The sequence below is a fragment of the Saccharibacillus sp. CPCC 101409 genome (genome assembly GCF_030518235.1).
In the GTDB taxonomy this organism is placed as follows: domain Bacteria; phylum Bacillota; class Bacilli; order Paenibacillales; family Paenibacillaceae; genus Saccharibacillus.
This window is the reverse complement of record NZ_JAULSA010000012.1, coordinates 129,882-156,258: the sequence shown is the minus strand read 5'-3', so window position 1 is coordinate 156,258 and position 26,377 is coordinate 129,882. Positions and strand designations below refer to the sequence as shown.

23 protein-coding genes are annotated in these 26,377 nt (G+C 56.4%); 6 read left to right on the top strand and 17 right to left on the bottom strand.

Annotated elements, in window-relative coordinates; translation table 11 throughout:
• Positions 1–118 precede the first annotated feature (118 nt).
• Positions 119–1,306, top strand: a complete 1,188-nt coding sequence (locus QWJ34_RS21190) for a cytochrome P450 family protein (protein ID WP_302730939.1) — start codon at positions 119–121, stop codon at positions 1,304–1,306.
• Between the two features lie 92 nt (positions 1,307–1,398).
• Here the strand turns inward: QWJ34_RS21190 and QWJ34_RS21185 are convergent, their stop codons facing one another.
• Both QWJ34_RS21185 and QWJ34_RS21180 read right to left on the bottom strand, forming a co-directional pair.
• Positions 1,399–3,945 carry a diguanylate cyclase domain-containing protein gene (locus tag QWJ34_RS21185; RefSeq protein ID WP_302730938.1) on the bottom strand — a complete coding sequence of 849 codons (2,547 nt, stop codon included), beginning with the start codon at positions 3,943–3,945 and terminating at the stop codon, positions 1,399–1,401.
• A 79-nt stretch (positions 3,946–4,024) separates the two neighbouring features.
• The gene (locus tag QWJ34_RS21180) at positions 4,025–4,624 is read right to left on the bottom strand and encodes a biliverdin-producing heme oxygenase (RefSeq protein ID WP_302730937.1); all 600 of its coding nucleotides are present in this window, start codon (positions 4,622–4,624) and stop codon (positions 4,025–4,027) included.
• Positions 4,625–4,979: 355 nt separating this feature from the next.
• Here QWJ34_RS21180 and QWJ34_RS21175 point away from each other — a divergent pair, with 355 nt between their 5' ends.
• Positions 4,980–5,666 (top strand): Na-translocating system protein MpsC family protein, encoded by a 687-nt coding sequence (locus QWJ34_RS21175; RefSeq protein WP_302730936.1) that lies wholly within the window; start codon positions 4,980–4,982, stop codon positions 5,664–5,666.
• A gap of 112 nt (positions 5,667–5,778) precedes the next feature.
• Here QWJ34_RS21175 and QWJ34_RS21170 read toward each other — a convergent pair whose 3' ends face one another.
• The 4 genes from QWJ34_RS21170 to QWJ34_RS21155 all read right to left on the bottom strand — a co-directional run bounded on the left by QWJ34_RS21170 (position 5,779) and on the right by QWJ34_RS21155 (position 9,728).
• Positions 5,779–6,342, bottom strand: a complete 564-nt coding sequence (locus tag QWJ34_RS21170; protein ID WP_302730962.1) for a GNAT family N-acetyltransferase — start codon at positions 6,340–6,342, stop codon at positions 5,779–5,781.
• 1,568 nt (positions 6,343–7,910) lie between these two features.
• Positions 7,911–8,360 carry a chemotaxis protein CheW gene (locus QWJ34_RS21165; protein WP_302730935.1) on the bottom strand — a complete coding sequence of 150 codons (450 nt, stop codon included), beginning with the start codon at positions 8,358–8,360 and terminating at the stop codon, positions 7,911–7,913.
• 114 nt (positions 8,361–8,474) lie between these two features.
• Positions 8,475–9,197: a YebC/PmpR family DNA-binding transcriptional regulator gene (locus tag QWJ34_RS21160; protein WP_302730934.1), complete on the bottom strand. Its 723-nt coding sequence runs from the start codon at positions 9,195–9,197 to the stop codon at positions 8,475–8,477.
• A gap of 108 nt (positions 9,198–9,305) precedes the next feature.
• Entirely contained in the window at positions 9,306–9,728 is a 423-nt protein-coding gene (locus tag QWJ34_RS21155; protein ID WP_302730933.1) for a hypothetical protein, read from the bottom strand.
• A 216-nt stretch (positions 9,729–9,944) separates the two neighbouring features.
• Here QWJ34_RS21155 and QWJ34_RS21150 point away from each other — a divergent pair, with 216 nt between their 5' ends.
• Positions 9,945–11,114: an MFS transporter gene (locus QWJ34_RS21150; RefSeq protein WP_302730932.1), complete on the top strand. Its 1,170-nt coding sequence runs from the start codon at positions 9,945–9,947 to the stop codon at positions 11,112–11,114.
• 98 nt (positions 11,115–11,212) lie between these two features.
• Here QWJ34_RS21150 and QWJ34_RS21145 read toward each other — a convergent pair whose 3' ends face one another.
• Positions 11,213–11,932 carry a general stress protein gene (locus tag QWJ34_RS21145; protein ID WP_302730931.1) on the bottom strand — a complete coding sequence of 240 codons (720 nt, stop codon included), beginning with the start codon at positions 11,930–11,932 and terminating at the stop codon, positions 11,213–11,215.
• Positions 11,933–12,178: 246 nt separating this feature from the next.
• Here QWJ34_RS21145 and QWJ34_RS21140 point away from each other — a divergent pair, with 246 nt between their 5' ends.
• A complete protein-coding gene (locus QWJ34_RS21140) occupies positions 12,179–13,834 on the top strand; it encodes a sensor domain-containing protein (RefSeq protein ID WP_302730930.1) in 1,656 nt (551 codons plus the stop codon).
• Between the two features lie 118 nt (positions 13,835–13,952).
• Here QWJ34_RS21140 and QWJ34_RS21135 read toward each other — a convergent pair whose 3' ends face one another.
• The 9 genes from QWJ34_RS21135 to QWJ34_RS21095 form a co-directional block, all read right to left on the bottom strand.
• The gene (locus QWJ34_RS21135; protein ID WP_302730929.1) at positions 13,953–14,108 is read right to left on the bottom strand and encodes a hypothetical protein; all 156 of its coding nucleotides are present in this window, start codon (positions 14,106–14,108) and stop codon (positions 13,953–13,955) included.
• A gap of 45 nt (positions 14,109–14,153) precedes the next feature.
• Positions 14,154–14,747: a DNA-3-methyladenine glycosylase I gene (locus QWJ34_RS21130; RefSeq protein WP_302730927.1), complete on the bottom strand. Its 594-nt coding sequence runs from the start codon at positions 14,745–14,747 to the stop codon at positions 14,154–14,156.
• Positions 14,748–14,762: 15 nt separating this feature from the next.
• Complete coding sequence (locus QWJ34_RS21125) at positions 14,763–16,706, bottom strand: LTA synthase family protein (protein WP_302730925.1); 1,944 nt, start codon at positions 16,704–16,706, stop codon at positions 14,763–14,765.
• Positions 16,707–16,877: 171 nt separating this feature from the next.
• On the bottom strand, positions 16,878–17,381 hold the full coding sequence (locus tag QWJ34_RS21120; RefSeq protein ID WP_302730960.1) for a metallophosphoesterase family protein: 504 nt from the start codon (positions 17,379–17,381) through the stop codon (positions 16,878–16,880).
• Positions 17,382–17,473: 92 nt separating this feature from the next.
• Complete coding sequence (locus QWJ34_RS21115; RefSeq protein ID WP_302730924.1) at positions 17,474–18,289, bottom strand: (2Fe-2S)-binding protein; 816 nt, start codon at positions 18,287–18,289, stop codon at positions 17,474–17,476.
• A gap of 279 nt (positions 18,290–18,568) precedes the next feature.
• Positions 18,569–19,336, bottom strand: a complete 768-nt coding sequence (gene pstB, locus QWJ34_RS21110; protein ID WP_302730923.1) for a phosphate ABC transporter ATP-binding protein PstB — start codon at positions 19,334–19,336, stop codon at positions 18,569–18,571.
• A gap of 11 nt (positions 19,337–19,347) precedes the next feature.
• Positions 19,348–20,244 (bottom strand): phosphate ABC transporter permease PstA, encoded by an 897-nt coding sequence (gene pstA / locus QWJ34_RS21105; RefSeq protein ID WP_302730922.1) that lies wholly within the window; start codon positions 20,242–20,244, stop codon positions 19,348–19,350.
• Positions 20,241–21,152, bottom strand: a complete 912-nt coding sequence (pstC, locus tag QWJ34_RS21100; RefSeq protein ID WP_302730920.1) for a phosphate ABC transporter permease subunit PstC — start codon at positions 21,150–21,152, stop codon at positions 20,241–20,243. The genes pstA and pstC overlap by 4 nt, the downstream gene beginning before the upstream one ends.
• Positions 21,153–21,243: 91 nt before the next feature.
• Positions 21,244–22,191, bottom strand: a complete 948-nt coding sequence (locus QWJ34_RS21095) for a phosphate ABC transporter substrate-binding protein (protein ID WP_302730918.1) — start codon at positions 22,189–22,191, stop codon at positions 21,244–21,246.
• 438 nt (positions 22,192–22,629) lie between these two features.
• On the opposite strand from QWJ34_RS21095, the gene QWJ34_RS21090 reads away from it, so the two are divergent.
• Positions 22,630–23,862, top strand: a complete 1,233-nt coding sequence (locus tag QWJ34_RS21090; RefSeq protein ID WP_302730916.1) for an aminopeptidase — start codon at positions 22,630–22,632, stop codon at positions 23,860–23,862.
• A gap of 146 nt (positions 23,863–24,008) precedes the next feature.
• Here the strand turns inward: QWJ34_RS21090 and QWJ34_RS21085 are convergent, their stop codons facing one another.
• On the bottom strand, positions 24,009–25,151 hold the full coding sequence (locus tag QWJ34_RS21085) for a zinc-dependent alcohol dehydrogenase (protein ID WP_302730915.1): 1,143 nt from the start codon (positions 25,149–25,151) through the stop codon (positions 24,009–24,011).
• A 231-nt stretch (positions 25,152–25,382) separates the two neighbouring features.
• Here QWJ34_RS21085 and QWJ34_RS21080 point away from each other — a divergent pair, with 231 nt between their 5' ends.
• The gene (locus QWJ34_RS21080) at positions 25,383–26,186 is read left to right on the top strand and encodes a TraR/DksA C4-type zinc finger protein (protein ID WP_302730914.1); all 804 of its coding nucleotides are present in this window, start codon (positions 25,383–25,385) and stop codon (positions 26,184–26,186) included.
• Positions 26,187–26,377: the final 191 nt, after the last annotated feature.

The following is a 26,377-nucleotide window of genomic DNA, read 5'->3' as shown; positions in this document are numbered from 1 at the left end:
AGTATACAACGCGCCGTTTCGGCCGGGCAACGCGGCGGAATTTGTTGTTTCATCCGGCCGGCGGTTGAATATATGTGTTATGAGGTTTTTTATCCGATTGCGAGAGGAGATTGTTCGATTGAAACCAAACGAATCCGCAAGATCCGGTTTGTTTACGCCGGAATTCACACAGAACCCTTATCCGGCTTATGCCAGGATGCGCGAAGACGAACCGATCGCCAAGCTGATGTTTCCCGACGGCCAGTTCGGATGGATGATTACCCGTTACGAAGACGCGGCCGAGATTCTGAAAGACAATCGCTTTATCAAAGATATGACCAAAATCTACGGCAGCGCCGGACAAAGCATCTTCACCAGCAATATGCTGTTCTCCGATCCGCCGGATCACCGCCGCCTGCGCGGCCTTGTACAGAAAGCGTTTACACCCAAAATGATCGAAAGCATGCGCGAGCATATCCAACAGATCGCCGACGGCCTCCTCGACCGGCTGGAAGGCCGGAACGAGATGAAGCTGATCGACGATTACGCTTTCCCCCTGCCGATTATCGTCATCAGCGAAATCCTCGGCGTGCCGATCGAAGACCAGGATAAATTCCGCGTCTGGTCGAATTCGATCATCGGCGCGTCGAACTCCGAAGGCGGTCCGGACGTGTACCGCCATACCCAGGAATTTATCGAATACCTCGGACGCTGGTTCGAGAAAGTCCGGCGCGAACCGGGCGACGACCTGATCAGCCAGCTGATCCAGGCCGAAGAAGCGGGCGAACGGCTGTCCGAGCAGGAGATCTACGGCGTCGTCTCGCTGCTGATTATCGCCGGCCACGAAACGACGGTCAATCTGATCGGCAACGGCATGATCTCCCTGCTCCAGCATCCCGAGCAGCGCAAGCTGCTTCAAGGCGATCCGACCCTGATCCGCGGCGCGATCGAAGAAATGCTTCGTTATAACGGCCCGGTCGAATTCAGCACGTCGAGATGGGCGGGCGAAGATATCGAATTCCGCGGCCATTCGATGAAGCAAGGCGATATGGTCGTGGTGGCGCTCGATTCCGCCAACCGCGACGGCGAACAGTTCCCCGATCCCGACCTGTTCGATATCCAGCGCGAGCGCAGCCGCCACCTGGCGTTCGGCCACGGCATCCATCTGTGCCTCGGCGCTCCGCTCGCCCGGCTCGAAGGCGAGATCGCCGTCAATACGCTGCTGCGCCGCTTCCCGAATTTGCAGCTCGCCGCAGACGCAGGCGAACTCGAATGGCGCCCCGGCATGATCGTCCGCGGCGTTAAAGAAATTCCTCTGTCGCTGTAGATGTTATACAGCACCTAACTCCCACCACCGCCGCTCCAAACAACCAAGAGCCTCTTATCCTTTTGAGGGATAAGAGGCTCTTTATCGTCCCCTTAATGACTGAATTCCACGCGGTTCTTGCCCGCCTGTTTCGCTTTCATCAGCGCCCGGTCGGCCTGGGCCATAAAGTACGAGAAGTGATGATCCGGGTCCGGCTGCATAACGCATCCGCCGATACTCACGGTCACATACTCGCTCTCCTGGTCGTCGCGGCGGATTTGCAGATCGTATACGCCCTGGCGCAGCCATTCGGCCAGTTCTTCCGCTTTCTCCGTGTATATACCGTCCAGACGCAGCATGAACGTACCTCCGCCGGTGCGGGACATGCTGGCTTCGTACTGCCGGCCGAACAGATCGAGCACCTGCGAAACGCTCTGGATACAAAGATCCCCGCCCTGCAGGCCGTGTACGGCGTTGTATGTGCGGAAATCGTCGATATCGATCATCATCAGCGCAATCGGCATCCGTCCGTTCGTCTTCCGCGCGTTCCAGTCTTCTTCAAGCTGCTGCTCGAACATGCGGCGGTTCGGCAGATCGGTCAGCGGATCGGTCGTCATATAACTGGTCAGCTGATTGGTGATATTCGTATAAGCGTCCTGCTGCTCCGTATCGTCCGAAACTTTGCGGGCGATCAGCATGACCGACGGTCGTCCGCTGTGCGATACGGCGGCCAGCGTGACGTCGAGCTGCATCGATTCGCCTTTGGCATTGAGGAACGCCTGGCTGCCGGAAACGAACTGCGTCGCGTTTCCTTCCAGTTTCTGAAGCAGATCCTGCATCGGCAGGCGGGAATCTTCTTTTACGAAAGGCAGGAAATCGCGGCCGATCAGTCTGTCTTTGTGCGCCTCGCCGAGCAGTTGAGCCGCTTGTTCGTTGGAATACACGATATGGCGATTGGTAATGGTGAAGAAGGCGACCGGCGAGAATTCCATCAGCTGCAAATAGCGCTGTTCGTTCTGCCGCAGCATCCGCGAATTCTGCAGCGCCTGCTCTTCGGCCTGCTGGAGTTCGCTTTCGGTCTGTCTGCCGACGACCGCGCGCAGTTCCGGCAGCGCGTTCAGCTCCTCGTCTTTCCACCGCAGGGCCGTGGACTGCACGACCTGGCGCCATTTCTCGAACGATTTGCGCGGCGACAGGCGCACGCCGTCGTCTTCCTGGATCACGGCTTTGGCCGGATCTCCGGCCCAGTCGACGATCTGGAGCACTTCGGGGCGGAACCAGATGATATAGTTCTGCTGGCCCGGCGACAGCGCGACGTAGAGCGCGCCGGACGCTTTTTCCTTGTAGGCGGCCGCAGGCACGAATTCAAGACCGAGCCTGGAGGTATGGTATGTGTAGTTCTCGGACTTGCCGCCCATCCATCCGGCAAGCTCGCGGATCTGTCCCGGCGCCGGCGTATCGCCGAACTGGATCAGTTTGTCGTTATAGCTGATCGCCGCGCCGGATGCGCTCATCAGCTCCAGAATCCGGCTTTCGGCGGCATACAGTTCTTCGACGACCCGGAACGACGTCGTATTCCCGATAAAGATCTTGGCGATGCTTGACGCTTCGGTGCGCAGACGCAGTTCGGTCTGATACTCGTCGAGCTGCTGGCGCTGATACAGCTCGTTCGAGAAGAAAGCGCCCAGGAAATTGCACAGATTGCGAATACGGTGCGAAACGTATTTGGGCGAATAGTGATGGCAGGTAATCAATCCCCAGAGCTGGCCGTCCTGGATCAAAGAAATCGTCACCGTTGCCCCAACGCCCATATTCTGCAAATATTCGATATGCAGCGGCGATACGCTGCGCAGCACGGACAAACTCAGGTTCAGCGGCTTGCCCGTCAGCGGCTGTACGGTGGGCACGATCTCGACGGGAGCGTAATTCACGTCGACGATCGTGCGCAGCCAGTTGCGCACATACAGCGCTCGGGCCTGCTTCGGAATATCGGAAGCCGGATAATGGTGGCCGAGGAACGGTTCCAGTTCGGGCTCTTTGGCTTCGGCGATTACTTTGCCGTTCCATTCTTTGTCGAATTCGTAAATCATGACCCGGTCGTAGCCGAGGATTTCTTTGACCTGTTCGGCCGCGGCCTGGCTGGCCGTATACCGGTTGGCCGACTGCTTCAGCTTGACGAAGAAAGTACGGATCCAGCGGAAGTCCTCGTCGGCCGCTTCTTCTTCGATCAGCGGTTCGAGTTCCAGGATCAGCAGACCTTCGCTGTCGTGGGCGACGCCGGTGAACCTCGCCGGCACGCCCTCGATTTCGACACTCAAGTCGAGATACTGGAGATCGGAAGAAGCTTCCGCGTTCAGGTCGCGCTCCAGCAGATCCAGCAGCGCTTCTTCGCCGATCAGGTCGGAGAGCCGGCTGCCGAGCAGCTGCTCGGGCGTGCGTCCGAGCAGCGCGGCGGAGTTGCGGCTGCATTGGACGATCTTGCCGCCCGGTTTGCGCAGCGCGGCCAGCAGCACGCCGTTCGGCTGAATCAGACCCGGAATATGAATCGGTTCTTTGTCGCAGTTGGTCAAGTCGATCGGTTCGTTGGTCACGAACTCGCCGTCGGTAATCAGAGAGCGGTCCAGAGGCTCGTTCTCGAAATTGGGATTGGAGTTGGGCATCGGTACGGGTTAACCTCCTGTAGGTACTGTAGATGTAGTCGAGCGGTACATAATCCGGATAAACGCCCGGCGGTTTCCGTTAAGCGCGCGCCGCGGTCTCCAGCCAGCGTTCCAGCAGCGCGAAAGTCTCGATCGCCGAGGCGACGATTTCTCGGCGCTCCCCTTCGCCGGTCCCGGCTTCGAGCAGGCGTTCCCGGAAAGCGGCCCAGCGCGGCCGGGTCTCGGCTCCATACGCGTTAAAGTAGCGCAGTCCCCGCTCCGGCGTTACGGACAACGATTGCGACAGCTGCCGGGTAATCATCTGTCCGCCCATCGTCGAGCCTTCAATGACATAGAAACTGCCCAGCAGTTTCTCGGGCGTGGACAAATCGGGCAGTTCGGCGCAGCGCGGGAGCTCGTTCAGCCGCTGCCGGTCAAGGCCGAGATCGAGCAGGTCCCGCTCCAGCATCGGCGTTTTACGCCGCACATCCAGATCGTATGCGGAAGCGTCCAGCGCGCCGGATTGGTCGGCGAGCTGCTCAAGCGGCTCCACAAAGCCGTAAAAAAGTTCGAGATAACGGATATACTTCGGCATGGACAAACTTCCGTTCATAATGGCTGCCGCATAGGGGTTGGCCTCGACCCGATCGTGATAAGCGGCAGTCTCGGTTCTAAGTTGTTCCAGGATCGTAGAGGTCATAAGTGGGTCTCCTTCGAATGGATGCCGATTGCGCGCGACTGAAGAGCAAAGGCCGCGCCGCGTATCCGCATAAATATTAATAGGGCTTGATTAGTTAGGGCTTTATTTTCTGGCAAAAGAGTATCTATAGAATAACCGATTCGGGAAACGAAGAAAAGAAAGAGGCATAGGCTTTTTTCTATATCAATTGATCGAATCGTTTCGAAATATATTCTTATAAATTGTTCAAAACCCTTGACTATTTTTTTACAGAAATTTGTTGTAAAATATAGAGCGATCGTTTATGAAAAATTTTATTTTTTGTAAATGGATTGCTTACTAATTTTATTCATAAAAGCAGGAGTGGTCTCCCTTTATGCCTACCTTACAACAAACCATCGCTTCTTTCACCCGCAATCTTTTGGAAAACAGTTTCGGTAAAGTTCCGGACAAAGTCGACGTCTATATGGACGAACGTTCGATCATTATTCATATGGAAAAATTTATCGGAATCGTAATGACGGACCTGGTCGATACCGAAGATATGGACGCGATGCGGTCGATCCGGGAATTGATGGTCGAGCACCTTTTTCCCAGCATCATCGAATATATTCAGGAGTATACGGTATTCGAAGTCAGCGGACTCTATTTCGACTGGGACGACGACAACCTGTCCGGTACACTGATCGGAATCATGGAAAACGACCTGTATCAAACCGGCAAAATTCAGTACAAAGAGATGGATCGTGTAAATGCCGCAATTTCCGAAGTCACCAACGAAGTTCAAAAAACGCCGAAAGCCGTATACTCCTATTGGGCCGACCCCGATGTACTGATCGTGATTCGGGAAGGCCTTCTGCTTAAACTGGAAAAAGGATTCGTTAAGCAGGGAGCTGTCGATGTCCTGCGCAAAGTCAAACGCGGAATCGAAAAAGATGTAATCATTCACAAAGCCCGAATTCCCGCCATTCTTGAACGCAAAGCGAGCGGGCTTTATTTGGACTGGAAATTCGAAGACGACAAGAGCGTTATCGTTTATGTATTCGAACCCGAACCCGCTTAGTCAGGGCATTATTTTAAAAATCTCATCCCTTGATCGATAAAAGCTCCGCCGGACTGTTTCCGGCGAAGCTTTTTGTTTTCTCCGCACAACCGTTCGGCATACGCCGACGGCTTCAATATTGATGCCAGACGTCCTTGTAATCCGAATCGCGTCTGAACTGCGCCACCACGTACGAGCAGACCGGGAAGATTTTCTTGTCTTCTTTGCGCGCTTCTTCAACCAGACGGTCGAGCAGCGCTTTGGCAATGCTTCCGCCCCGGTATTCCGGTTTGACGTACGTATGGTTCGCCATCCACGTATCTTCTTCCGGACCGACCGCATACGTGATCTCGCCGATCACTTCGCTGCCCTTTTTCAACGTAAAGCCGCCTTCTTCCCGAACGAACTCCGCGCCCGGCACCAGCTTCCCCGCCGTTTCCTTGTCCTTGCCCGCGTCTTTCACTTCCGTCACCCCCTGCTTCGTTTCGGCGATCGTCGCTTTGGCGTCCGCGATGCCCAGCTTCAGATACGACATCGAAGACTTGAGCTTGGCCGGCTTTTCTTTCACCTGCGCCTGGACGAGCGCCAGATTGCCTTTCAATACGTCGGCTTCTTCTTTCACGCCGTTTATCGATTGCTTGATGCCGTCGAGCGCCTGCTTCGTATCGTTGATACTCGTTTTGATCGTTTTGAACATACTCACTTTGCTTTCGCCTCCCGTCGGATATTTGTGTCGCTTATTCCCCGTATTTGCTTATTACCCACATTCCCGCCCGCTCTATCGAGCTTGCCGATTGCCCGGAACGAGCATACTCGAAAAAAAACGCGTAATTCCAAGATTGGACAAGCTGTAGCGTGCTGGATTCACGAGATCGCGTTTTACAAAGATCTTGATGTTTTTACACAAGTTTTACTTTTCGGCCGAAGAGGTTAATATAGAGGCAACACCAGCGGCAATGCTTCAAAGCACTAAACCAAAAGCATACGCGGGTGGGCTCAAGAAGACTTTTTCCATCATCCTTATACAAGGAGGGACAAGTCCAATGGACTAGGGTAAGCGATGCATATCGGAAGGCTCTTAAATGGAAAGAAAGGCGACCGTGAAAACGTCTTTCGAGAGACCGGATATGCGGGAACTCAGATATTCACCGTAGGCCATTGAGTTGGGACGGAAGAATGAAGCCGATTCAAACGAGAATGATTTCTTGGATGAAGGGAGCAGGATTCCGATGACACAGGTTAGCGAAGCGTATCAATGACCGATTTTCACGCATGAAAAACTTCAGTGAAAAAGTTTTTCGTGAGATCGAGGATACGTGGGGAACTCAGAAGCAAGCGCGGTTCGAAACGGAAAGCACCGATTGCGCAGAATCAATTCTGCCGAGGGGAGTAGATTCCGATGAAACACGCCAGCGAAGCATACTGAGTGGTTTCACGTTTCAAAAAGTGTTCGTGACAGCGCTTTTTGTGAAATCAGGTATGTGGGAAACTCAACCGAAGAATGTGCAAGACCATGCAACAAACCCGGGTGAAACGAGTTTCTTAATCAATGAGTTTGAACGTGTACGAAATCATGCGATAAGGTTAAGGTGATCTGTTGAATAAGACCTTTGTAGAAGGAAAACGCGATTTCGAGCAGGGAATGAAACCTTGCAAGATGGGAGCATGATTCCAATGCAATAGGTTAGGCAGGCATAACGCTCTGCCGCATGACGCGACGGACGCTGTGAAGACGAGGTCCCATGCGAAAGCAGCTGCGATGTCAAACCAAAGTGAAACTATTGTTCAGCGGAAGAAGCCGTTTCGAGCATGAGTCGAGCCTTGCGTGGAGAGGAGCAGGATTCCGATGCAATAGCGAAAGCGAAGCATACTAGCCCGATTCACACCGAGGAAAAGTGCCGGTGAAAACACTTTTCGTGGAATCGATGTATGCGGGAACCCACCCCCATATGCGTAGAAGACATGGTAGCCGTGAAGAGTACGGCAAGCTCCGATAAGCTGCGGAGTACGGATGTTTCAAATAAGCACGATAAATTTAGAAACAAACCGCTAAACGATTGACGAAAGCTGTGAAGCATACGCCAATCGGCAAGACTGGAAACACAAGCAGTACGTTCACCATGTCAAGCATGTGGATTGGATCATCAGGAGGAACGAAGAAAATTGAATAATGATCTAAACGAATAGCCCCCCCGCAGTCTTGTTGATTCAAGGATGCGGGGGTATTTGTGTGCTTTTTTTCAGTTCGCTGCATTCCCGTTGGATCTAGTTCAGTTCCAGTCCTTCTTCCTCCAGCATATCGCGCAGGTCGAACAGCAGGACGATTCGTTCCGGGGTCCGGTACATGCCCGTGAAGAATCCGCCTTTGCGCATTCGGCGCACTCCGCTCGGCACCTCGGGCTGCTCCTGCCCCGTTTTCAGCACCTCCGTCACTTCGTCAACCAGCAGCGCGACGGTCAAACGTCCTTCCCGAATCACGATCAAACGCTGTCTGGGATCGGGAAAAGGTTCGTCGAAGCCGAATGCAAAATGCACGTCGAAGACCGGCATAATCTTCCCCGCTATCTTCATCATGCCGTGAACGGCCGAATAATAATCCGACACCGGAACGTTGTCCGGCACCGGAAGGATTTGATGGACCGATTCGATCGGAATCCCGTATTCTTCTCCTTCGATTTTAAATACGACGTATTGTTCGCTATCCGGGTTGAACATGCGGCGGCACCCTTCTTTCTTTTTTCCTCATTTTAGCATATTCCGTTTTGAACGACCTATTCGGCCTTACAAAAAAACGAGGCCCCCGCCGGGAGCCTCGCACAAATTTGCTTCTTACTCTTCTTCGGAATCGACGTTGTGGTAGACCTGCTGAACATCTTCCAGGTCTTCGAGCGCGTCGATCATCTTGTCGAACTGTTTCTCGCCGTCTTCGTCGAGGGACACAAAGGTTTGCGGCAGCATGGTGATTTCGGCGACCGTGAATTCTTCGATGCCCGCCGCGCGCAGAGCTTCCTGCACGTTGTGGAACTGGTCCGGTTGGGCATAGATGATAACAGCGTCGTCTTCGGCCATGATATCGCGCGCGTCCACATCGGCTTCCATCAGCAGTTCGAGCACTTCTTCTTCGTTCTTGCCTTCGATCCCGATTACGGCCGTTTCGTCGAACATATAAGCGACGGAACCGCTGACGCCCAGGTTGCCGCCGTTCTTGCTGAATGCGGCGCGTACGTCGGAAGCGGTACGGTTCACGTTGTTGGTCAGCGCGTCGACGATCACCATCGAACCGTTCGGGCCGAAGCCTTCGTAGCGCAGCTCGGTATACGTCTCGTCGCCGCTGCCTTTGGCTTTTTCCATGGCGCGGTCGATAATCGCCTTCGGCACGTTATACGTCTTGGCGCGTTCGAGAACGACCTTCAGAGCGCGGTTCGATTCCGGATCGGGCTCGCCTTTCTTGGCCGCTACGTAAATTTCAACGCCGAACTTGGCATAAACCCGACTGGTATTGGCGTCTTTGGAAGCTTTCTTTTCCTTGATATTATTCCATTTACGACCCATATCTATCCCGCTCGCTTTCCATTTATTGGTTCTGTACTTGGTTTCACACCTGTTTATTGTAGCGTGAATTACAGGGCGGAACAAGTGTAAATCGGTATACGCCGCTTCTTACAGGTCTCCGGTCAGCTTATTGAAGGCCCGGCGGGCGTTTTCCAGAAACCGGCGCTTGCGCTCCCGCTCTTCGCCTTCCGGTTCGCCCAGCAGTTCGTGTTCCGTTCCGGCGATTGCCATATGCAGGCTTTCGGTCAGGGCGTCTCTTTCTTCGTCGTCCAGCAGGCCCTTTAGTTTATCCGTCACATTGGGCTTGTACGGCATCCGGTTATACTCTTCCGCGCTGACCGTACGAACGTCGAGATACGTGCTTCTCACTTCGATAATCGTACTCGGATTGCGCACGTTCTTGTCCGTTTCCACGACGACCGTTTTATTGGCGTAATCCGGATAGACATTGATGATCTTTTGCCTGATGCCCAATACCCCGCAAATTCTGCTGAACGGAATCCGGTGAACCCGGCTCACTTCGTCCGACATCGCTCTCTCCTCCGCTTCCCCAGGGCCGTTGGTACCTTGTCAACGCTAAAGATAAGGTACTGTTCCTGTCTCTTTTTCTATCTTACCATATCCGCGCCCCGCATCTGTATTGACAATCCCGTTCAAAATTTATATAGTTGTTAAGACAATTAAAAGTGAAACGATATGTAGGAGGATGGTTGTCTGGATACGCAGCGATTATGGAGCCGCAATTTTTTGACGATAAGCTTCAGCAGTTTTTTTATTTTTATCAATTTCTACATTCTGGCGGTGACGCTTCCGGCTTATGCCCTGGAACACCTGAACGCGGCCAAAGGCGGCATCGGGCTCGTCACCACCGTTTTCGTGATCGCGGCGGTTATTTTTCGTCCGCTGACGGGTAAGTGGCTGGACGAGATCGACCGGAAAAAGCTGCTGGTGTTCTCGGTGTCGATGTTCGCGGTATGCAGCCTGTTCTATCTGTGGGTGCCGAGTTACGCTCTTCTGCTTCTGCTGCGCTTCGTGCACGGCATCTCGTTCGGCATCGCGGCCACGACGACCTCGACGGTCGTGCTGGATTTGATTCCGCGCGAACGCAAAGGAGAAGGCATCGGCTACTTTACGCTGTTCATGAGCCTGGCGATGGTATTCGGGCCTTTCGTCGGGCTGTCGGTATCGGAACGAGCCGGCTTCGCCACTCTGTTCGTTCTGATTATCGGGTTTGCCGTTCTCGCCTGCGTGTGCGGGATCGTCACGCCGATTCCTAAGCGCGAGCGGCCCGCGCACGAATTCGGGGCGTGGAATATCCGCCGGTTTATCGAATTCAAAGCGATTCCGGTTGCGCTGGCGGGCTTTCTGGTCGCTTTTGCTTACGGGGCGATCTCGACTTTTATTTCCGTGTACGCGGATTCGCTCGGGCTCAAAAGTTCAGCCAGCTACTTTTTTGTGGTGTTTGCCGCCGTCGTGCTGCTGTCGCGCCCGTTTACCGGCCGGCTGTTCGACAGACGCGGCGCGCATGCGCTGGTGTATCCGGGTATCGCGCTGTTTGCGGCCGGACTGATCGGGCTCAGCCGTGCGGACACAGCCGCCCTGTTCCTGCTTGCGGCGGCCGTTATCGGGCTTGGCTACGGCGCGATCATTCCGAGTTTTCAAACGCTTGCGATCCAGTCCGCTCCGCCGCATCGCAGCGGTCTTGCGACCGGCACGTATTTCGTGTTCTTCGATCTGGGCTACGGATTGGGCTCGTACCTGCTCGGCGCAATCGCGTCCTCGATCGGCTACTCTAAGATGTATCTGATCGGCGGGCTGATCGTGCTGTTGGCGCTGGCGGCTTACTACGGGCTGCATCACCGGATGGAACGCCGCAATCCGGTCCGCCGGGCCGGGGAGCCGAAGATTTCGGCATAAGCCGAAGCATGGCGCTTGATCGTGATAGAAAAAGGAGCTTTCGGCGGCATGCCGAAAGCTCCTTTTTCTATACAGATCGAACAGCGCGGCGGCTGCAGTCAGTCGTTTCCTTTGTATGGGCGGTCGTCGCGTCCGATGATCAGGTTTGACGACTGGCGTGTCGGGTCCGTCGTGCTGCTCGGATCGATCGCTTCTTCGCGGTTGCGAACCGGATCGCCGGAGTTCTCCGGCGTATCGGGCAGCTCCGCGCTTCTTGCCGCGGCCGGAGCCGCGCTCTGGTCGGCCGGCATCATGTCCGGAGTTCCCGTCGCGTCGTCGGGATCGAAGTATTCGGTATTGGTGGCGCCGTTGCGTAGATAGATCTCGTAAATCTTGCTGCGCATCGCTTCCTGTTCGTCCACGAGCACCAGGACTTCGCCCGCATGGACGCGGTCGTTGTAGTATTTGGCTTCTTTCTCCGGAATGCCGAGTCCGATAAGGCCGCCCGCCAGGCCGCCTACTCCCGCGCCGAGCGTGGCGCCGGCAAGCCCTGCCGCGATCGGTCCCGCCGCGAGCAGAGGGCCGATGCCCGGAATCGCAAGCGCGCCGAGGCTGGCGATGACGCCGGCTGCGCCACCGAGCGCCCCGCCCGCGATCGCGCCGCCGGCCATGCCTTCCGGCGCTTTCGTACCCGTTTCGCTGCGCAGTTCTTCGGATTCCTTCGTATCTTTGGCGATGACCGAAATCTCGTCGCCCGTATACCCCGCGTTTTTGAGTTCGTGGATTGCTTGTACCGCCTGTTCTTCGCGTTCGAAAGTACCTGCAATTTTCTTGATCATTGTCGTTTCCTCCCCGCGTTATCGGTTTCAACTTTTTTACCCGATCCGGCTTGCCGTCAAACTAGTCCATCTATTTGAGACACGTTTCCCGGGCCGCGCCCGCTCTGTATTTTCGACAAAAAATGGGAAGTCCTCTTCTCGTTATGACGCGTTTATCCTCCTTTCTTCCCCTAGGCGGGCGGAACGCGTCCATAGTATGATGGAATTATAAAATTGCGCGATCTCGGATTGATTAAGGGGGACATCATGAAACAAACAGATCCGCAGGAAAAAGTCTTGGCCCGGATGCTGAATGCGCTGGAAGATTGCGTATACGTCATGGCCGTGGACGATGAACAGTTTCGCTATCATTACGTCAATTCTGCGGCCGCGGAAATCAGCGGCATCCGGCCGGAACATATCGGGAAGACTTTCCATGACGTTTATGCCAACGAGCCGCAGATGGGCCAATATCTGCATCATAAATATCATAAAGTCGTCGACGAGCGCCGCAGCCTGCGTTTTGCGGACGGAACGCTTCTGCCGAACGGGGCGCTCAGCGGTGAAAGCATTCTGACGCCGATGTTCGACGAGCACGGGGAGATCGAGTACGTCGTCTGCGTAACGCGGGATATGATGAAAGGCGACGATTACGGACATCGCTCTCCGCACTACGCGTATCACGACGAGTTGACACATTTGTTTACCCGGCGCTTTCTGTACGATTTCGTAAACAAGCCTTATGCGCTGTTTCTGATCGACCTGGACAATTTCAAGAATATCAACGATTCGCTCGGACACGAGATCGGCGACAAGCTGCTGACCGAAGTGGCGGATCGGTTGAAGCAGGCTTTCGGTCCGCCGTATGTAATCGCGCGTCAGGGAGCCGACGAATTTATTCTGCTGTGCGAAACGCCGATCCGGGAAGCCGACCAGGAAGCGCGCAAGATTCTGAACATCCTGGAAAGTCCGTTTCTGCTCGAAGAACGCATGATCAAAGTCAGCGCCAGCATCGGCATCTCCTCCTCTCCGGCGCGCGACGATCTGTCGAAGCTGCTGCGCCAGGCCGATATCGCCCTGTACTACGCCAAAGGCAAAGGCCGCAGCCGCTACCACGAATACAAAGAAGACTTCCGCTACGACCAGATGATCAAATTCGATTACGAAATCGCGCTGAACCAGTGCATCGAAAGAGACGAGCTGCTGCTGCACTACCAGCCGATCTTCGATGCTTCGCGCAACCGGGTGATCGAGGTCGAGGCGCTGCTGCGCTGGAATCTCGGACACCGCCAGCTGATTCCGCCGGGCGATTTTATTCCCGTTGCCGAAGAGACCGGCCTGATCGTTCCGATCGGTGAATGGGTCGTCCGCCGGGCATGCAAAGATTTCCCCCGGCTTCGCGAGAAGTTCGGGCCCGAGGTGCGGATCGCGGTCAATATCTCCCAGGTGCAGTTTCAAAACGAAGACTTCGTCGACCGCCTGAATACGATTATTGCGGAAGAAGGCCTGACTCCCGCGCAGTTCGACCTCGAAGTGACGGAAACGCTTGTGATGCGCGATATCGAAGAAATTCGCGGCATCCTCAAACGGCTCCAGGGCCTCGGATACACACTTTCGCTCGACGACTTCGGTACAGGCTATTCGTCCCTCGGCATCCTGACGCAGATTCCGATCGACCGTTTCAAGATCGACCGCTCCTTCATCGTACAGATGAATCCCGCCGTTATCTCCGCTCTGCTCGGCATGGCCCGGGCAATGAACCTGGGCGTCGTCGCCGAAGGCGTAGAGGACGGCGAACAGCTGCTCCAGCTGATGGATATGGGCTGCCCGGGCATCCAGGGTTACTTGATCTGCCGCCCGATGAGCGTGGACGAACTGCCTGCGATCTGGTTCCCGGACCGCGCGGCAACTTCCGTCGTGTAATGTGAAAAAACCTGTTCGTCAGCCGGGAAAGCGTTGTACGCTGCCGCTCCGGATTCGAACTAAAAAAGCTGTTTCCGACCTGCGCGGTTGATGCCGCGGTGTCGGAAACAGCTTTTTTTTACCGAATCAATCCGACCCGGCGCGCCTGCTCTTCGGTCAGGATGAACTGTTCGTTCTCCCAGTAATCTTTGTCTTTCTCCAGCCCGAACATCTGGATAATATCGTCCCAGATCTTGCGCTGCATCGCTTCCTGCTGCGTAATCATGATCTTCATCGGATTCACGCTCCTCTTCGTCTCGTCAAACTTCCCTTTCTATATTTAACCCGGAGAAGGGCCCGATGAGACATCGCGCGAAGATCGGCAGCAGTCGGCCAGATGATCGTCGACCATGCCGGACGCCTGCATCAGCGCGTAGCAGATCGTCGAGCCGACGAAGCCGAAGCCCCTGCGCTTGAGATCGCGGCTGATCCGGTCCGACAGCGGCGTCTTCGCGGGCACTTGTTCGGGAGCGGACCAGCCGCCGATAATCGGCGCGCCTTCGACGAAGTTCCACATATAAGCGTCGAAGCTGCCGAATTCCCGCTGCACGAGCAGAAAAGCTTCGGCGTTCCGGACCGCCGACCGGATCTTCAACCGATTGCGGATAATGCCCGGATCGAGCAGCAGCTCGGCGATCTTGCCGTCGTCGTAGAGCGCGACCGCTTCCGGATCGAAGTTATCCATGACTTCGCGGTAGCGGGCACGCTTCTTGAGCACCGTATACCAGCTCAGCCCCGCCTGCGCGCCTTCGAGCGTCAGCAGTTCGAACCATTGGCTGTCGTCGTGGACGGGGACGCCCCATTCCTCGTCATGGTAACGGATGTACAGCGGATCTTCGTTGACCCAGCGGCATCTGACCGGCTGTGCGTTCATCTTACCGCTCCTTTCTTATTTGCCTCCGATTCCCCGCTTCGGCAGCACTTTGACGTAATCGTCCGACAGCTTCATCAGCTGGAGAACATACTCGTAATCGTCGCGGTACGGTTCGAGGTCTTCGACCGGCTCCAGCGTATCCAGCGATACGGCAGTCCCGTCTTCGAAGCCTTCGCCCGGCGTAAACAGCACGCCGTCGCCTACAAACGAACCCGTCGGCAGATAGTAGCGGATGCCGATCGTATTGCGCGCCGCATTGAGCAGATCGCGTCCGAACAGCGTGTAGCCTTCTTTTTCCGGCGAGATGCCCAGCAGGTTCATCAGCGTCGGCACGAAGTCCATCTGGCCTCCCGCAAGTTCGACTTTCTCCCCCTGCCCGGCGCCCGGAACGTGCACGATCATCGGAACGTTGAAGCGGGTAATACTCGGTTCGTACGGAATGCCCAGCACGGAGCTTACCCATTCCGGATCGTTCTCCGCCGTGGACAGACCGCCGTGATCGCCGTACAGCAGCAGCAGCGTATTGTCCCAGATTCCCTGCTCTTTCAATCCTTCGATCAGCTTGCCGACCGCGTAATCCGTGTAGTGCTGCGCGTTCAGGTAGCGGCCGAGCTGCGTATCCTGCAAGCGATCGGGAATCGCCAGCTGCGGGAACTCTTCCGGGACGTTGAACGGCGCGTGGCTCGCGGTCGTCACGAACTGAACGTAGAACGGCGAACCGTCCGCTTTCATCTCGTCGATTTTTTCCAATCCGACCCGGTACATCTCTTCGTCCGAAGCGCCGAAGTTGTTGAAATGGTCGTTGTCGTAATTGGGCTTGTCGTAAAAGTTCTGGAAGCCGAGCGCCGGATACAGCTGATTGCGGTCCCAGAATGTGGCGCTGTTGATCTGGAAAGTAGCGGTCTTGTATCCTTTGCTCTCCAGCAGCCTTGGCGAACTCGGAATCTGGCGGTCGCCGTAACCGGTCGACATCGCGATCTGCGCCGTGGGATAGATCGACGTATTCGAGATGAACTCGGCGTCGGAGGTGTTGCCCGGACCGATCTGCTGAAAAATATGCGGGAAATAAAAGCTTTCTTCGACCAGAGCGTTCAGGTTCGGCGTCACTTCCGTCCCGTCCAGCTTGTAGCCGATCGGGAAGTTCTGGAACGATTCCATCTGCACGACGACGACGTTCATGCCTTCGGCCGCGCCGAAATACTTCGGATCATTCGTTTGAGCCGCCGCGTCCGCGCTGCCCGAAGCATCGAACGAATTCTTCAGTTCCGAGACCTGCGCGGCGATTTCTTCCGGCGAAGTGGACGCGAGGAACTGTTTTTCTTTGCGCTTCTCGATCGCGGTACTGACCTGATAGTTGAAAAAGCCGATGTTTTCCGCGCGCACGATCTCGTTGCTGATCGCCGAGCTGCGGTTGATCCACACGCCCGACAGCAGCAGGCAGACGATAAGCGTCGCGGCCGCAGCCACGCGGCTCGTCTGGACGACGGCGGCACCGCGACCGGCCGGGCCGAAGATCGGTCCGCGCGGTTTGCGGCGAACCATCCGGGCCGCTGAGCGTCCGATCAGAACCAGCAGGTCGGCGAAGAACAGGAAGTATACGGGCTTAATCAACCCCTGCACCACATTGCCGACTTCCGGCACCTGACCGAGCGAGCCGAGCGCGACATAGGTCGGCACCGAGCCGAAATAGGAATGGTAAACGGCCGCCGAGAAGAACACCATCGACAGCGCAAGATTGATCGCCCACAGGACGCCCGCCCGCCAGCGGCGCGGAAGGATCAGTTCCATCAGGCAGGTCAGGCCGAGCGCGGCCATCAGATCCACGAACACGCCGCCGACCTGAAGCTCCGAGAAGAAAAATCCGCGCAGCAGCAGCAGTTTGGCGAACAAGATGCCGGCCGCCGTCAGAAGCAACCGGTCGGGTTTGTGCGTCGCGGCATAAGGTTGTACAAATTTCATGATTCGATACCTTCTTTGAACAAGAGAGTTGGATTCAAACGTCCATTATAAAACACTCTCTTTACACGGTCAAAACACTGCGCTTACAAAACAGGAATATTCGGGGAATTGTAGATACAAAGTTTTCATCCGCTGCAAGCCGGGGATTTAGAAGGATGTTTAAAGCACGACCTAGACTTTGGAAGAGTAATAGCCATGCTGATAAGTGCTCATTACACTTTGCAGCGTGATGATTCCGTAAGAAAAGCGTTCCTGCCGCCGTTTATCCGTCGCAGAGCCGGGATTGAACAGGGTGACGCCGTTCGCAGCTGTCAGAAGCGGCACATGCGAATGACCGAATACGATCGCGCTAATCCCTTCTTCCTCTTCAAAAGCCGCATACGCGTTCTGCGCGGCACTGCCCCACCCGAGATGGCCGTGCGCCAGGCCGAAGCGGTGGCCGCCGATCTCGACGATCCGGCGATATCCCCAGCGTTCGACAATATCGGGACCGTCGTTGTTGCCCGCCACGCCCTGCACCGGCGCATAAACGGCCAGCATGTCGTATACTTCCGGCGATGTCCAGTCGCCGGCGTGAAGAATCAGGTCGGCATCGGCCAATTCCTGCACAAGCGCAGGAGGCAGTGCTTTCGCCATTCGCGGCATATGCGTATCCGAGACCGCGACGATCTTGATCGTTGCGGTTGCATCTGCCGCTTCTTCGCTCAGTTCGAATTCGCTTCTGCCCGTTACGCCCTCCAGCCGGCCGTAAATCCGCTCTTTATCGCTCACTGCGCTCTCAGCCGGGCTCTGCGCTCCGCCCGCTCCCGTTCGTTCAGCTTCGGACAGTTATAACAGAAGTCGCCGCCTTCGATGGTGTGGTACAAGCAGCAGCTCGGACGAAGCTGGATCTGCTGCTTCGGGTCGATCGCATGCTCGACAAAGCGAAAGCGGATATCGAACGGATTCTTCTTGCGGCCGAACGCCTCCGCTTCCAGGTTCTTTATCAGCTCGTAGCCGCGTTCCAGCCGTTCGCGGTGCGGCGCCAGCAGCGGCGCGATCTGGGGATGGTTCCGCCAGCTCTCGGCGAAGTAATTCATTCGCCCGGGCAGCTGCGCCCACACCATGCCGACCGCAAGGCCGGAAGCGGCGGCCAAATTCTCCATCAGCGGCCGGCAGGTCCCGCCGAAGAAGCCGCGGAACCCGGCGCGCGTCCACTCTTCTCGTTCCGTTTCGTCCTGCGGAGCGGGCTCGGCCATCCGGCTGCCGACCACGAAGTTCAGCGAGCCGCCTTTCTCCAGCGGAATCAGCTGCACGCTCAGGTTGGCCGGCGAGAAGTCGGGCCGCTTCCCCAGCACGGCCGGAAAATAAAGCGAAGCGCTGACTATGCCGGAGTACCAGCTGCAGAAGTACGTAACCGGCGCCTGCAGATCGGGCGCTTTAAGCAGTTCCGCGTACCGGCTCAGGAACCTTTCCGCATGTTCCGGCGGGCTCAGTTCTTCCAGCGTAAACGTAAGTTCGGCTTCCGGCTTGGGTTCGGCCGTCATATAGAACTGCGGCTGAAGCGCTTCGGCGCCGAATTCGATCTTGTTGGCTTCGGACATGATAGGTTCTTCCTTTCCGTATCGGGAATCGTTCTCATTCGTTAATCCTACCCCATTCCGCGTGGCAGTTCAATGTATGCCGCGGGCGTTCGTCGGGTCCTCCAATACAAAAAGGCCGCTTTCTCCGGAAGAGAAAACGGCCGCGGAAGCCGGTACCTATCAAGGCTAAAGGCAAGGCTGCGTTCAATGGAGATTCGTACCTGAAACGTGTACGAAGTCTCAGCGCGGAATCGGCCGAAGCCCGCAAGAAATCGCCAACCGGGCAAGTTGGGCCGGGGTTCAGCCGAACCGGCCCATGATATACTCCTGGGTCATCTGGTTGGCCGGATTGGAGAACAGCCGGGTCGTATCGTCGTGCTCGACCAGGTTGCCCAGATAGAAATAGGCGGTATAGTCGGACACGCGCGCGGCCTGCTGCATATTGTGCGTGACGATTACGATGCGCAGTTCTTTTTTTAGCTCGATCACAAGTTCTTCGACTTTGCCGGTCGAAACCGGATCGAGCGCGGAAGCCGGCTCGTCGAGCAGCAGGATCTGCGGGCTGACCGACAGCGCGCGCGCGATACACAGACGCTGCTGCTGGCCGCCGGACAGCGACAGCGCCGATTCTTTCAAGCGGTCTTTGACTTCGTCCCACAGCGCGGCGCGGCGCAGGCTCTGTTCGACGATCTCGTCGAGCTTCTTCTTGCTGCGCGTGCCGTGGTACCTCGGGCCGAACGCGATATTTTCGTAGATCGATTTGTAAAAAGGATTGGGGCGCTGCCAGACCATGCCGATCTTCTGGCGCAGCGTGACCGCATCGGTGTCCCGGTCGTTCAGGTCTTCCCCGTCCATCCAGATACGGCCGGTCACGCGGGCGGACGCGATCTCGTCGTTCATCCGGTTCAGCGAACGCAGAAACGTCGACTTGCCGCAGCCCGACGGGCCGATCAGCGCGGTCACGCTTTTCTCCGGGAACTCCATGTTGATCTTCTTGACGGCTTCGTGCGTGCCGTAAAATACGCTTAATTCTTCCGTCCCGAATCGGGGCTGCGTGCTTGTCTGCATATGACTTCCTCCTAATCCATCCGCTTGGAAGCGGTAATCCTGCGGTAAACGAAACGTCCGAACCAGCGCGCGATCAGGTTGAAGATCAGGACCATGATCACCAGCACGGCCGAAGCGCCGGCGGAGACTTCTTTGGCGTCCGGAATGCGCGCTTCGCTGTTGACTTTCCAGATATGCACGGCGAGCGTCTCGGCCGAGCGCAGCGGATTGATCGGGGAACGCGGATGCAGCGGATTCCAGTCGCCGAAGTCCAGCGGCGGCGTGGTCATGCCGGACGTGAACAGCAGCGCGGCCGCTTCGCCGAACACGCGGCCCGCGGCGAGAATCGTGCCGGTAATCAAGCTCGGCAGCGCGACGGGCAGCAGGATCGACGTGATGATCTTCCACTTGGACAGGCCCAGGGCCAGTCCCGCTTCCTTCTGCTCGCGCGGCACGGCGCGGAACGACTGCTCGGTGATGCGCACCATCAGCGGAAGGTTGAAGATCGCCAGCGCGATCGCGCCCGACAGCAGCGAATAGCCGAGGCCGAAGGTGTTGACGAACAGCAGCAGGCCGAACAGGCCCACAACGATCGACGGAAACGACGACAGCACTTCGACGACGAGGCGGATAAAGCCCGTCAGCTTGTTGTCTTTGGCGTATTCCGACATGTAGATGCCGCCGCCGAGCCCGATCGGCACGGTAATAATCATGGTCAGCACCAGCAGGAACAGCGAGTTGAACAGCTGCGGGCCGATCCCTCCGCCCGCTTTGAAGTTCTGGGACGGCGAAGTCAGGAAGTCCCAGCTGATATGCGACAGGCCGCGTACCAGGATATAGCCGAGCAGCCCGCCCAGGATAGCGACGATCAGTACGGCAAAAAAGATAATGACGCCCGTGGCGACTTTGTCCGCGGTTTTGGCATTCACAGCTTATTCCTCCTTTGAAGCAGCCGTACGACGATGATGAACACGAAAGTCATAAAGAGCAGCATCAGCGCCATGCTCCAGAGGACGTTGTTTTGCACCGACCCGGTCGAAGTATTGGTCATGTTCAGCGTGATGACGCTCGTCAGCGTGGACGCCGACGTCAGCAGCGATTTGGGGATAAACGGCGCGTTGCCGATAACCATCTGCACGGCCAGCGCTTCGCCGAACGCCCGGGCGATGCCCAGGATGATGCCCGTCCAGAGCGAAGGAGCCAGCGTCGGGAGGATCACCCGGTAAATGGTCTGCCAGCGGGTCGCGCCGAGCGCATAGGACGCTTCGCGCAGTCCGCGCGGCAGCGAAGCCAGCGCGTCGGCCGCGATGCTTGTGATCGTCGGCAGGATCATGACCGAGAGCACAAGCGCCCCCGCCGCCACGCCGTAGCCGATCGAATCCCCGCCCGTCAGGGCCGAGATAAACGGAACGAGCACCGTCAGGCCGATAAAGCCGTAGACGACCGACGGAATGCCCGACAGCAGCTCGATGACCGGCTGGAGAATACGCTTGCCTTTGCCCGGCACGATCTCGGTCATGAACAGCGCCGCGCAGATGCTGAGCGGTCCGGCGATCAGCGCCGCCAGCAGCGAGACGATGAACGAACCCGCGATAAACGGCAGGGCTCCGAAAGAAGCGTTGTCGCCTACCGGATTCCAATGCGTGCCGAACAGGAACTCGACCGGACTGACTCCGTCCGTAATAAATGTCGCCAGTCCTTTGGAAGCGACGAAATAAACAATGGCCGTAATGACGATAATCAGCAGCAGGACGCAGATATACGTATACGTTTTGCCGATCAGGTCCTCGCGGCGGTGCCTGGCGAATCCGCCGGCACTTCCTTTGTTATTTTCCATAAGTGGTTACCCTCTCCATTCGTGGTTGAACGCGCAAATAGAGGCGGTCGACCCGCCTCTTTTGCTGCCGCTGCCGGCGCTGCCGGAAGAATTACTGAATGACTTTGCCTTCGGCGTCGCGCTTGACTTCCATGCTGGATACCGGAATGTAGCCCAGCTCGGTTACGTCGGCGTTTTGCACTTCTTCGGTCATCATGTAATCGAGGAACGCTTTAACCGCGCCTTCCGGCTCGCCCTTCGTGTACATGTGCTCGTAAGCCCAGATCGGGTACTTGCCGCTTTGTACGTTTTCTTCCGTCGGCTCTACGCCGCCGTAGCTGAGCGCCGTTACGGTGTCGTCCAGATACGAGAAGGCCAGGTAGCCTACAGCACCTTTGGTATCGGCCACGATTTGTTTAACGGTACCCGAGGAATCCTGCTCGATCGCGCCTTCCACGTTCTCGACCGATTGTCCCAGCGCGTACTTCTCGAACGTTGCGCGGGTGCCCGAGCTGCTCGGACGGTTGACGATCGTGATCTTCTGATCGGCGCCGCCCACGTCTTTCCAGTTCGTCACTTTGCCGCTGAATACGTCCAGCAGCTGCTCTTTGCTCAGGTCGGTTACGCCGGCATCTTTGTTAACGACCGTTGCCATAGCGACAACCGCTACTTGGTGGTCGACCAGTTCTTTTGCTTTGTCGGCATCCAGCTTCTCTTCCGCGAATACGTCGGAGTTGCCGATGTTCGCCGCGCCTTCGGACACCTGCGTCAGGCCCGTGCCGCTGCCTCCGCCTTGAACCTGTACGGTGACATCTCCGTTATTGGTCATGAATTCCTGTCCGACTTGATCGACCAGCGGCTGGAGCGCCGTGGAACCGACTGCCAGGATCGTGCCCGATACGGTTTCCGCCGCCGGCTGTTCCGTTGTCGTGCCGGTCCCGCCGCTTCCGGTCGTGCCGTTGTCGGCCGGTGCCGCCGTGCTGCCCGAGTTGCCGCAAGCGGTAAGTGCGAGCATTGCGGAAAGTGTTAATGCGCCGAATAACGTTTTTTTCGATTTCATGTCTGGTTAGACCCTCCTAGTGGTTTCATACGATTGCGGCCGTCTGCTCTCTATCCGAGTTGTCCGTGCCGCTTTACAGTCCTTATTGTAGAGAGCGAAAATTAACGCAAAACACTTGTTTTGTAAATGCAGTGTAAAATATGCCGGAAGGGTGATTCGTGAACGAAGACGTAAAAACGCGTTCTCTCCATTTGAGATCCTATTCGTAAAAGCATCGCAAAGGCTGCGCTCTATCCAGGCAAACTCTTTTGACGCGTCTTCGCGGTTTCGGCCCGAATTGTCGCTGTTGACCGCAATCCCCTGTCCCATTCGTTTTTTATATAGCGGCTTCCCGCGTAATTAACCCATGTTAGATTCCCTTTCGCGATACGATCTTGTACAATAAAAGACATAGCACTCATTATTAAAAAGAAGTAAATATCGAAACGGAGGCTTATCATGTCGGATTTCCAAACCAAACTCAACAAATACGCCGAACTCGCGGTCAAAGTCGGTGTCAATGTCCAGCCCGGACAGATTCTGATGGTCGACGCGGGAATCGAATCGATCGAATACGTGCGCCTGATTGTCAAACACGCGTACGCGGCGGGAGCAAAGCTTGTCAAAGTCAATCTGGCCGACGAAGCGATCACGCGCATGCGCTACGATCTCGCGCCGGACGACTCGTTCGAGATTGCGCCGAAATGGACCGCGGCCGAACGCGAAGAGCTGGCCGAGAACGGCGGCGCGATGCTGGCCGTCATCTCGAACAACCCGGACCTGCTCAGCGGCGTAAACCCGGAACGAATCGCCACGCTGCAAAAAGTTTCCGGACAAGCGCTGAGCAAATACCGTCAATACGTGCAATCCGATAAGCTGGCCTGGTCGATCGTCGCTGTGCCTTCGGCGGCATGGGCGGCCAAAGTCTTCCCGGAACTTCCGGAAAACGAGCAAATCCCGGCAATGTGGGACGCGATCTTCAAGGCGGTTCGCGTCGATCAGGACGAGCCGGTCGCGGCATGGCAGCAGCATATCGAAACGCTGAACGCCAAAGCCGCATACCTGAACGAGAAGAAATACAAAGCGCTTCACTACACCGCTCCGGGCACCGATCTGACGATCGAACTGCCCAAGACGCATCTGTGGGTGGCGGCGGACAGCGAAAGCGAACGCGGTTCCGCGTTTGTGGCGAACATGCCGACGGAAGAAGTATTTACGGCCGCGCTGAAAACGGGTGTAAGCGGCCAAGTGTCCAGCACCAAGCCTCTGAGCTACGGCGGCAATATCATCGACAACTTTACGTTGACGTTCGAGAATGGACGCATCGTGGACGTGAAGGCGGAAAAAGGCGAAGAAACGCTGAAGCGCCTGGTCGAAATGGACGAAGGTTCGCACTATATCGGCGAAGTGGCGCTCGTGCCGCATAAATCCCCGATCTCCGAGTCGGGCATCCTTTATTACAACACGCTGTTCGACGAGAACGCTTCGAACCACCTGGCGATCGGCAGCGCGTACGCGTTCAATATCGAAGGCGGCAAAACGATGTCCCGCGAAGAGCTCGCCGAAGCGGGCATCAACCAGAGTCTGGCGCACGTCGACTTCATGATCGGTTCGGCCGAAATGAATATCGACGGCATCGCCGAAGACGGTACGGCCGAGCCGGTATTCCGCAGCGGAAGCTGGGCGTTCTAAATTCGGTAATCGCATCTAAAAAAATATAAAAAACAGCCCTCTCTTCTTCCCTTGCGGGAAGCGGGAGGGCTGTTTGCGATTCCGAACGATTACAGCCGGCAGCGGACCGTTTGACGCCGATGCGCTGCCGATTTCGTTTCGACTTTTTACGGTTTCAGCACGACCTTGATGCAGTCTTCCTTTTTGCTGTCGAAGATGTCGTAAGCGTGCTCCGCTTCGTCCAGCTTCAGGCGGTGCGTGATGATATCGGTCGGGTCGATCTGTCCGGTCTTGATCTGGTTGAACAGTTCCGGCAGATAGTGGATCACCGGCGCCTGGCCTGTCTTCACCGTAATATTGCGCTCGAAGATATGGCCGAACGGGAAGTTGTTGTAGTTCAAGCCGTATACGCCGGTTACCTGGATCGTGCCGAATTTGCGCACGACGTTCGCCGCCATATGGAACGCGCCGAGACCGCCGCCCTGGAGCTTCAGCGTCGTTTCGACTTTTTCCATAAACGTCTTCTCGGAGTCCAGGCCCACGCAGTCGATCACGACATCGGCTCCGCCGTTCGTAATCTCCAGCAGGTGCTTGTCGAGATCTTTGTCTTCCATGAAGTTGAACGTCTCGACTTTGTTCGTGCGGCGCGCGTGCTCCATCCGGTATTCGACGTGATCGACGGCGATAACGCGCTTCGCGCCTTTCTGCCAGGCAAACTTCTGCGCCATCAGGCCGATCGGGCCGCAGCCCAGGATGATGACCGTATCGCCTTTTTTCACGCCGCCGTTCTCCACGCTCCAGTAGGCGGTCGGCACGACGTCGGACAGGAACAGCACCTGTTCGTCCGTCACTTCGGCGTCTTCCGGGATCACCAGCGGTCCGAAGTTGCCATAAGGCACTCTCAACAGCTCCGCCTGCCCGCCGGCAAAACCGCCGTAAGTATGGGAATAACCGAGCATCGCGCCCGTATCTTTGGCCGGATTGTCGTTGGCGTTGTCGCACTGGCTTTCCATCTGGTTTTTACAGAAAAAACATTCGCCGCACGATACGTTGAACGGGATAATGACGCGGTCGCCCTTTTTGACATGCGTCACGTCGGGCCCGATTTCTTCGACGATCCCCATCGGCTCGTGTCCGATGACGTAATCGTCGTTCATGCCGGGGATTTCCCCGTTGAATATATGCAGGTCGGAACCGCAAATCGAAGTCGAAGTCACGCGAATCAGAATATCGTCCCTTTTTTCCAATTTGGGAGTCGCCACTTCTTTAACTTTTACCTTGCGCTTGCCCTGGTAAGTGAGTGCTTTCATAATCGCCGATCTCTCCTTTGATGTTGGATTGTGGGGGTTTTTTACGGCGTTTTCTTTCTTCATTAACCCAATGGTTGAAAAGGTTAACAAATTTCATCGCGGCGCTTTTTCCGCAGAACGGCGCGGCGGGCCGAAGCGATTGGTTTACTTGCCCTGCGGGTATAGAAAGGGAAGAAGCGCACGGGCCGCCGCGGCCGAAATTCAGCGCCAACCCGAATGGAGGAATAAACGATGAAACACTTGGACGATTCCCAAATAGATACACTCAAAAACCTGCTGCTGGAGCAAAAAAGCGAGCTGGAACAGCATTTCGGCGACAGCGAGGATACGACGACCGGCTTCGAAACGTCGCTGCGCGTCTCCACCGGCGAGCTGTCGTCCGTGGACAATCATCCGGCGGATCTGGGCACCGAGGAATTCGAGCGCAGCCGCGACATGGCGATCGACTCCGACTTGTCCGACCGGCTGGACGAAGTGAACGCGGCGCTAAAACGGATCGAAGACGGCACGTACGGCGTCGATATCACCACAGGCAAAGAAATTCCGTTCGAGCGCCTCGAAGCGGTGCCGTATACGGCCTACAACGTCGATACGACGCCGGAGAACGGCCCCCTGCTCGATTACCGTCCGGTCGAAGAAGAAGTGATGACGCCTCCTCCGGCGGGCGCGGGCGAGAATCGCCAGGAACACGCGGGCAAATTCGACGACTCCCACGCCTGGCAGGCGGTCGAGAGCTACGGCAACGCCGATTCCCCCGCCATGTCCACCAAGCGCGACGTGAAAAGCTACGACCAGATCTCCAGCGAAAACGATCCGGACGAAGGCACCGTCGAAAGTTATGAGAAATTTACGGGCAACGATATGACGGAGGGCAACCGCAGCGTGGAGATGACCCGCGCCGAACGGGAATATATCGAAGCCGGCGAAGGCGAGCGCGTGGCCGAGATCGACGAGTCGGTCGACGACGAAGCCGAACTGGCCCGCGCGGCAGAGCGGAACGGCAGCCAATCCGGCAAAAGAAGCAGCGACGAATAAAAAGCGGCATGCTCTGAACAAGCGGGAATTTTCTTCGTTTGACAAAGAACCGGTCCGGATTTCGGGTCGGTTTTTTGGTATGCTTACGGTAGATGTATGCTTCTTCTCCCCGTTTACAGCGTCGTTTTATGCGCTTTCTGGCAGCGCGATTTCCTTTTGTTAAAATTGCAGCTAATAAAAAACGTCCACCT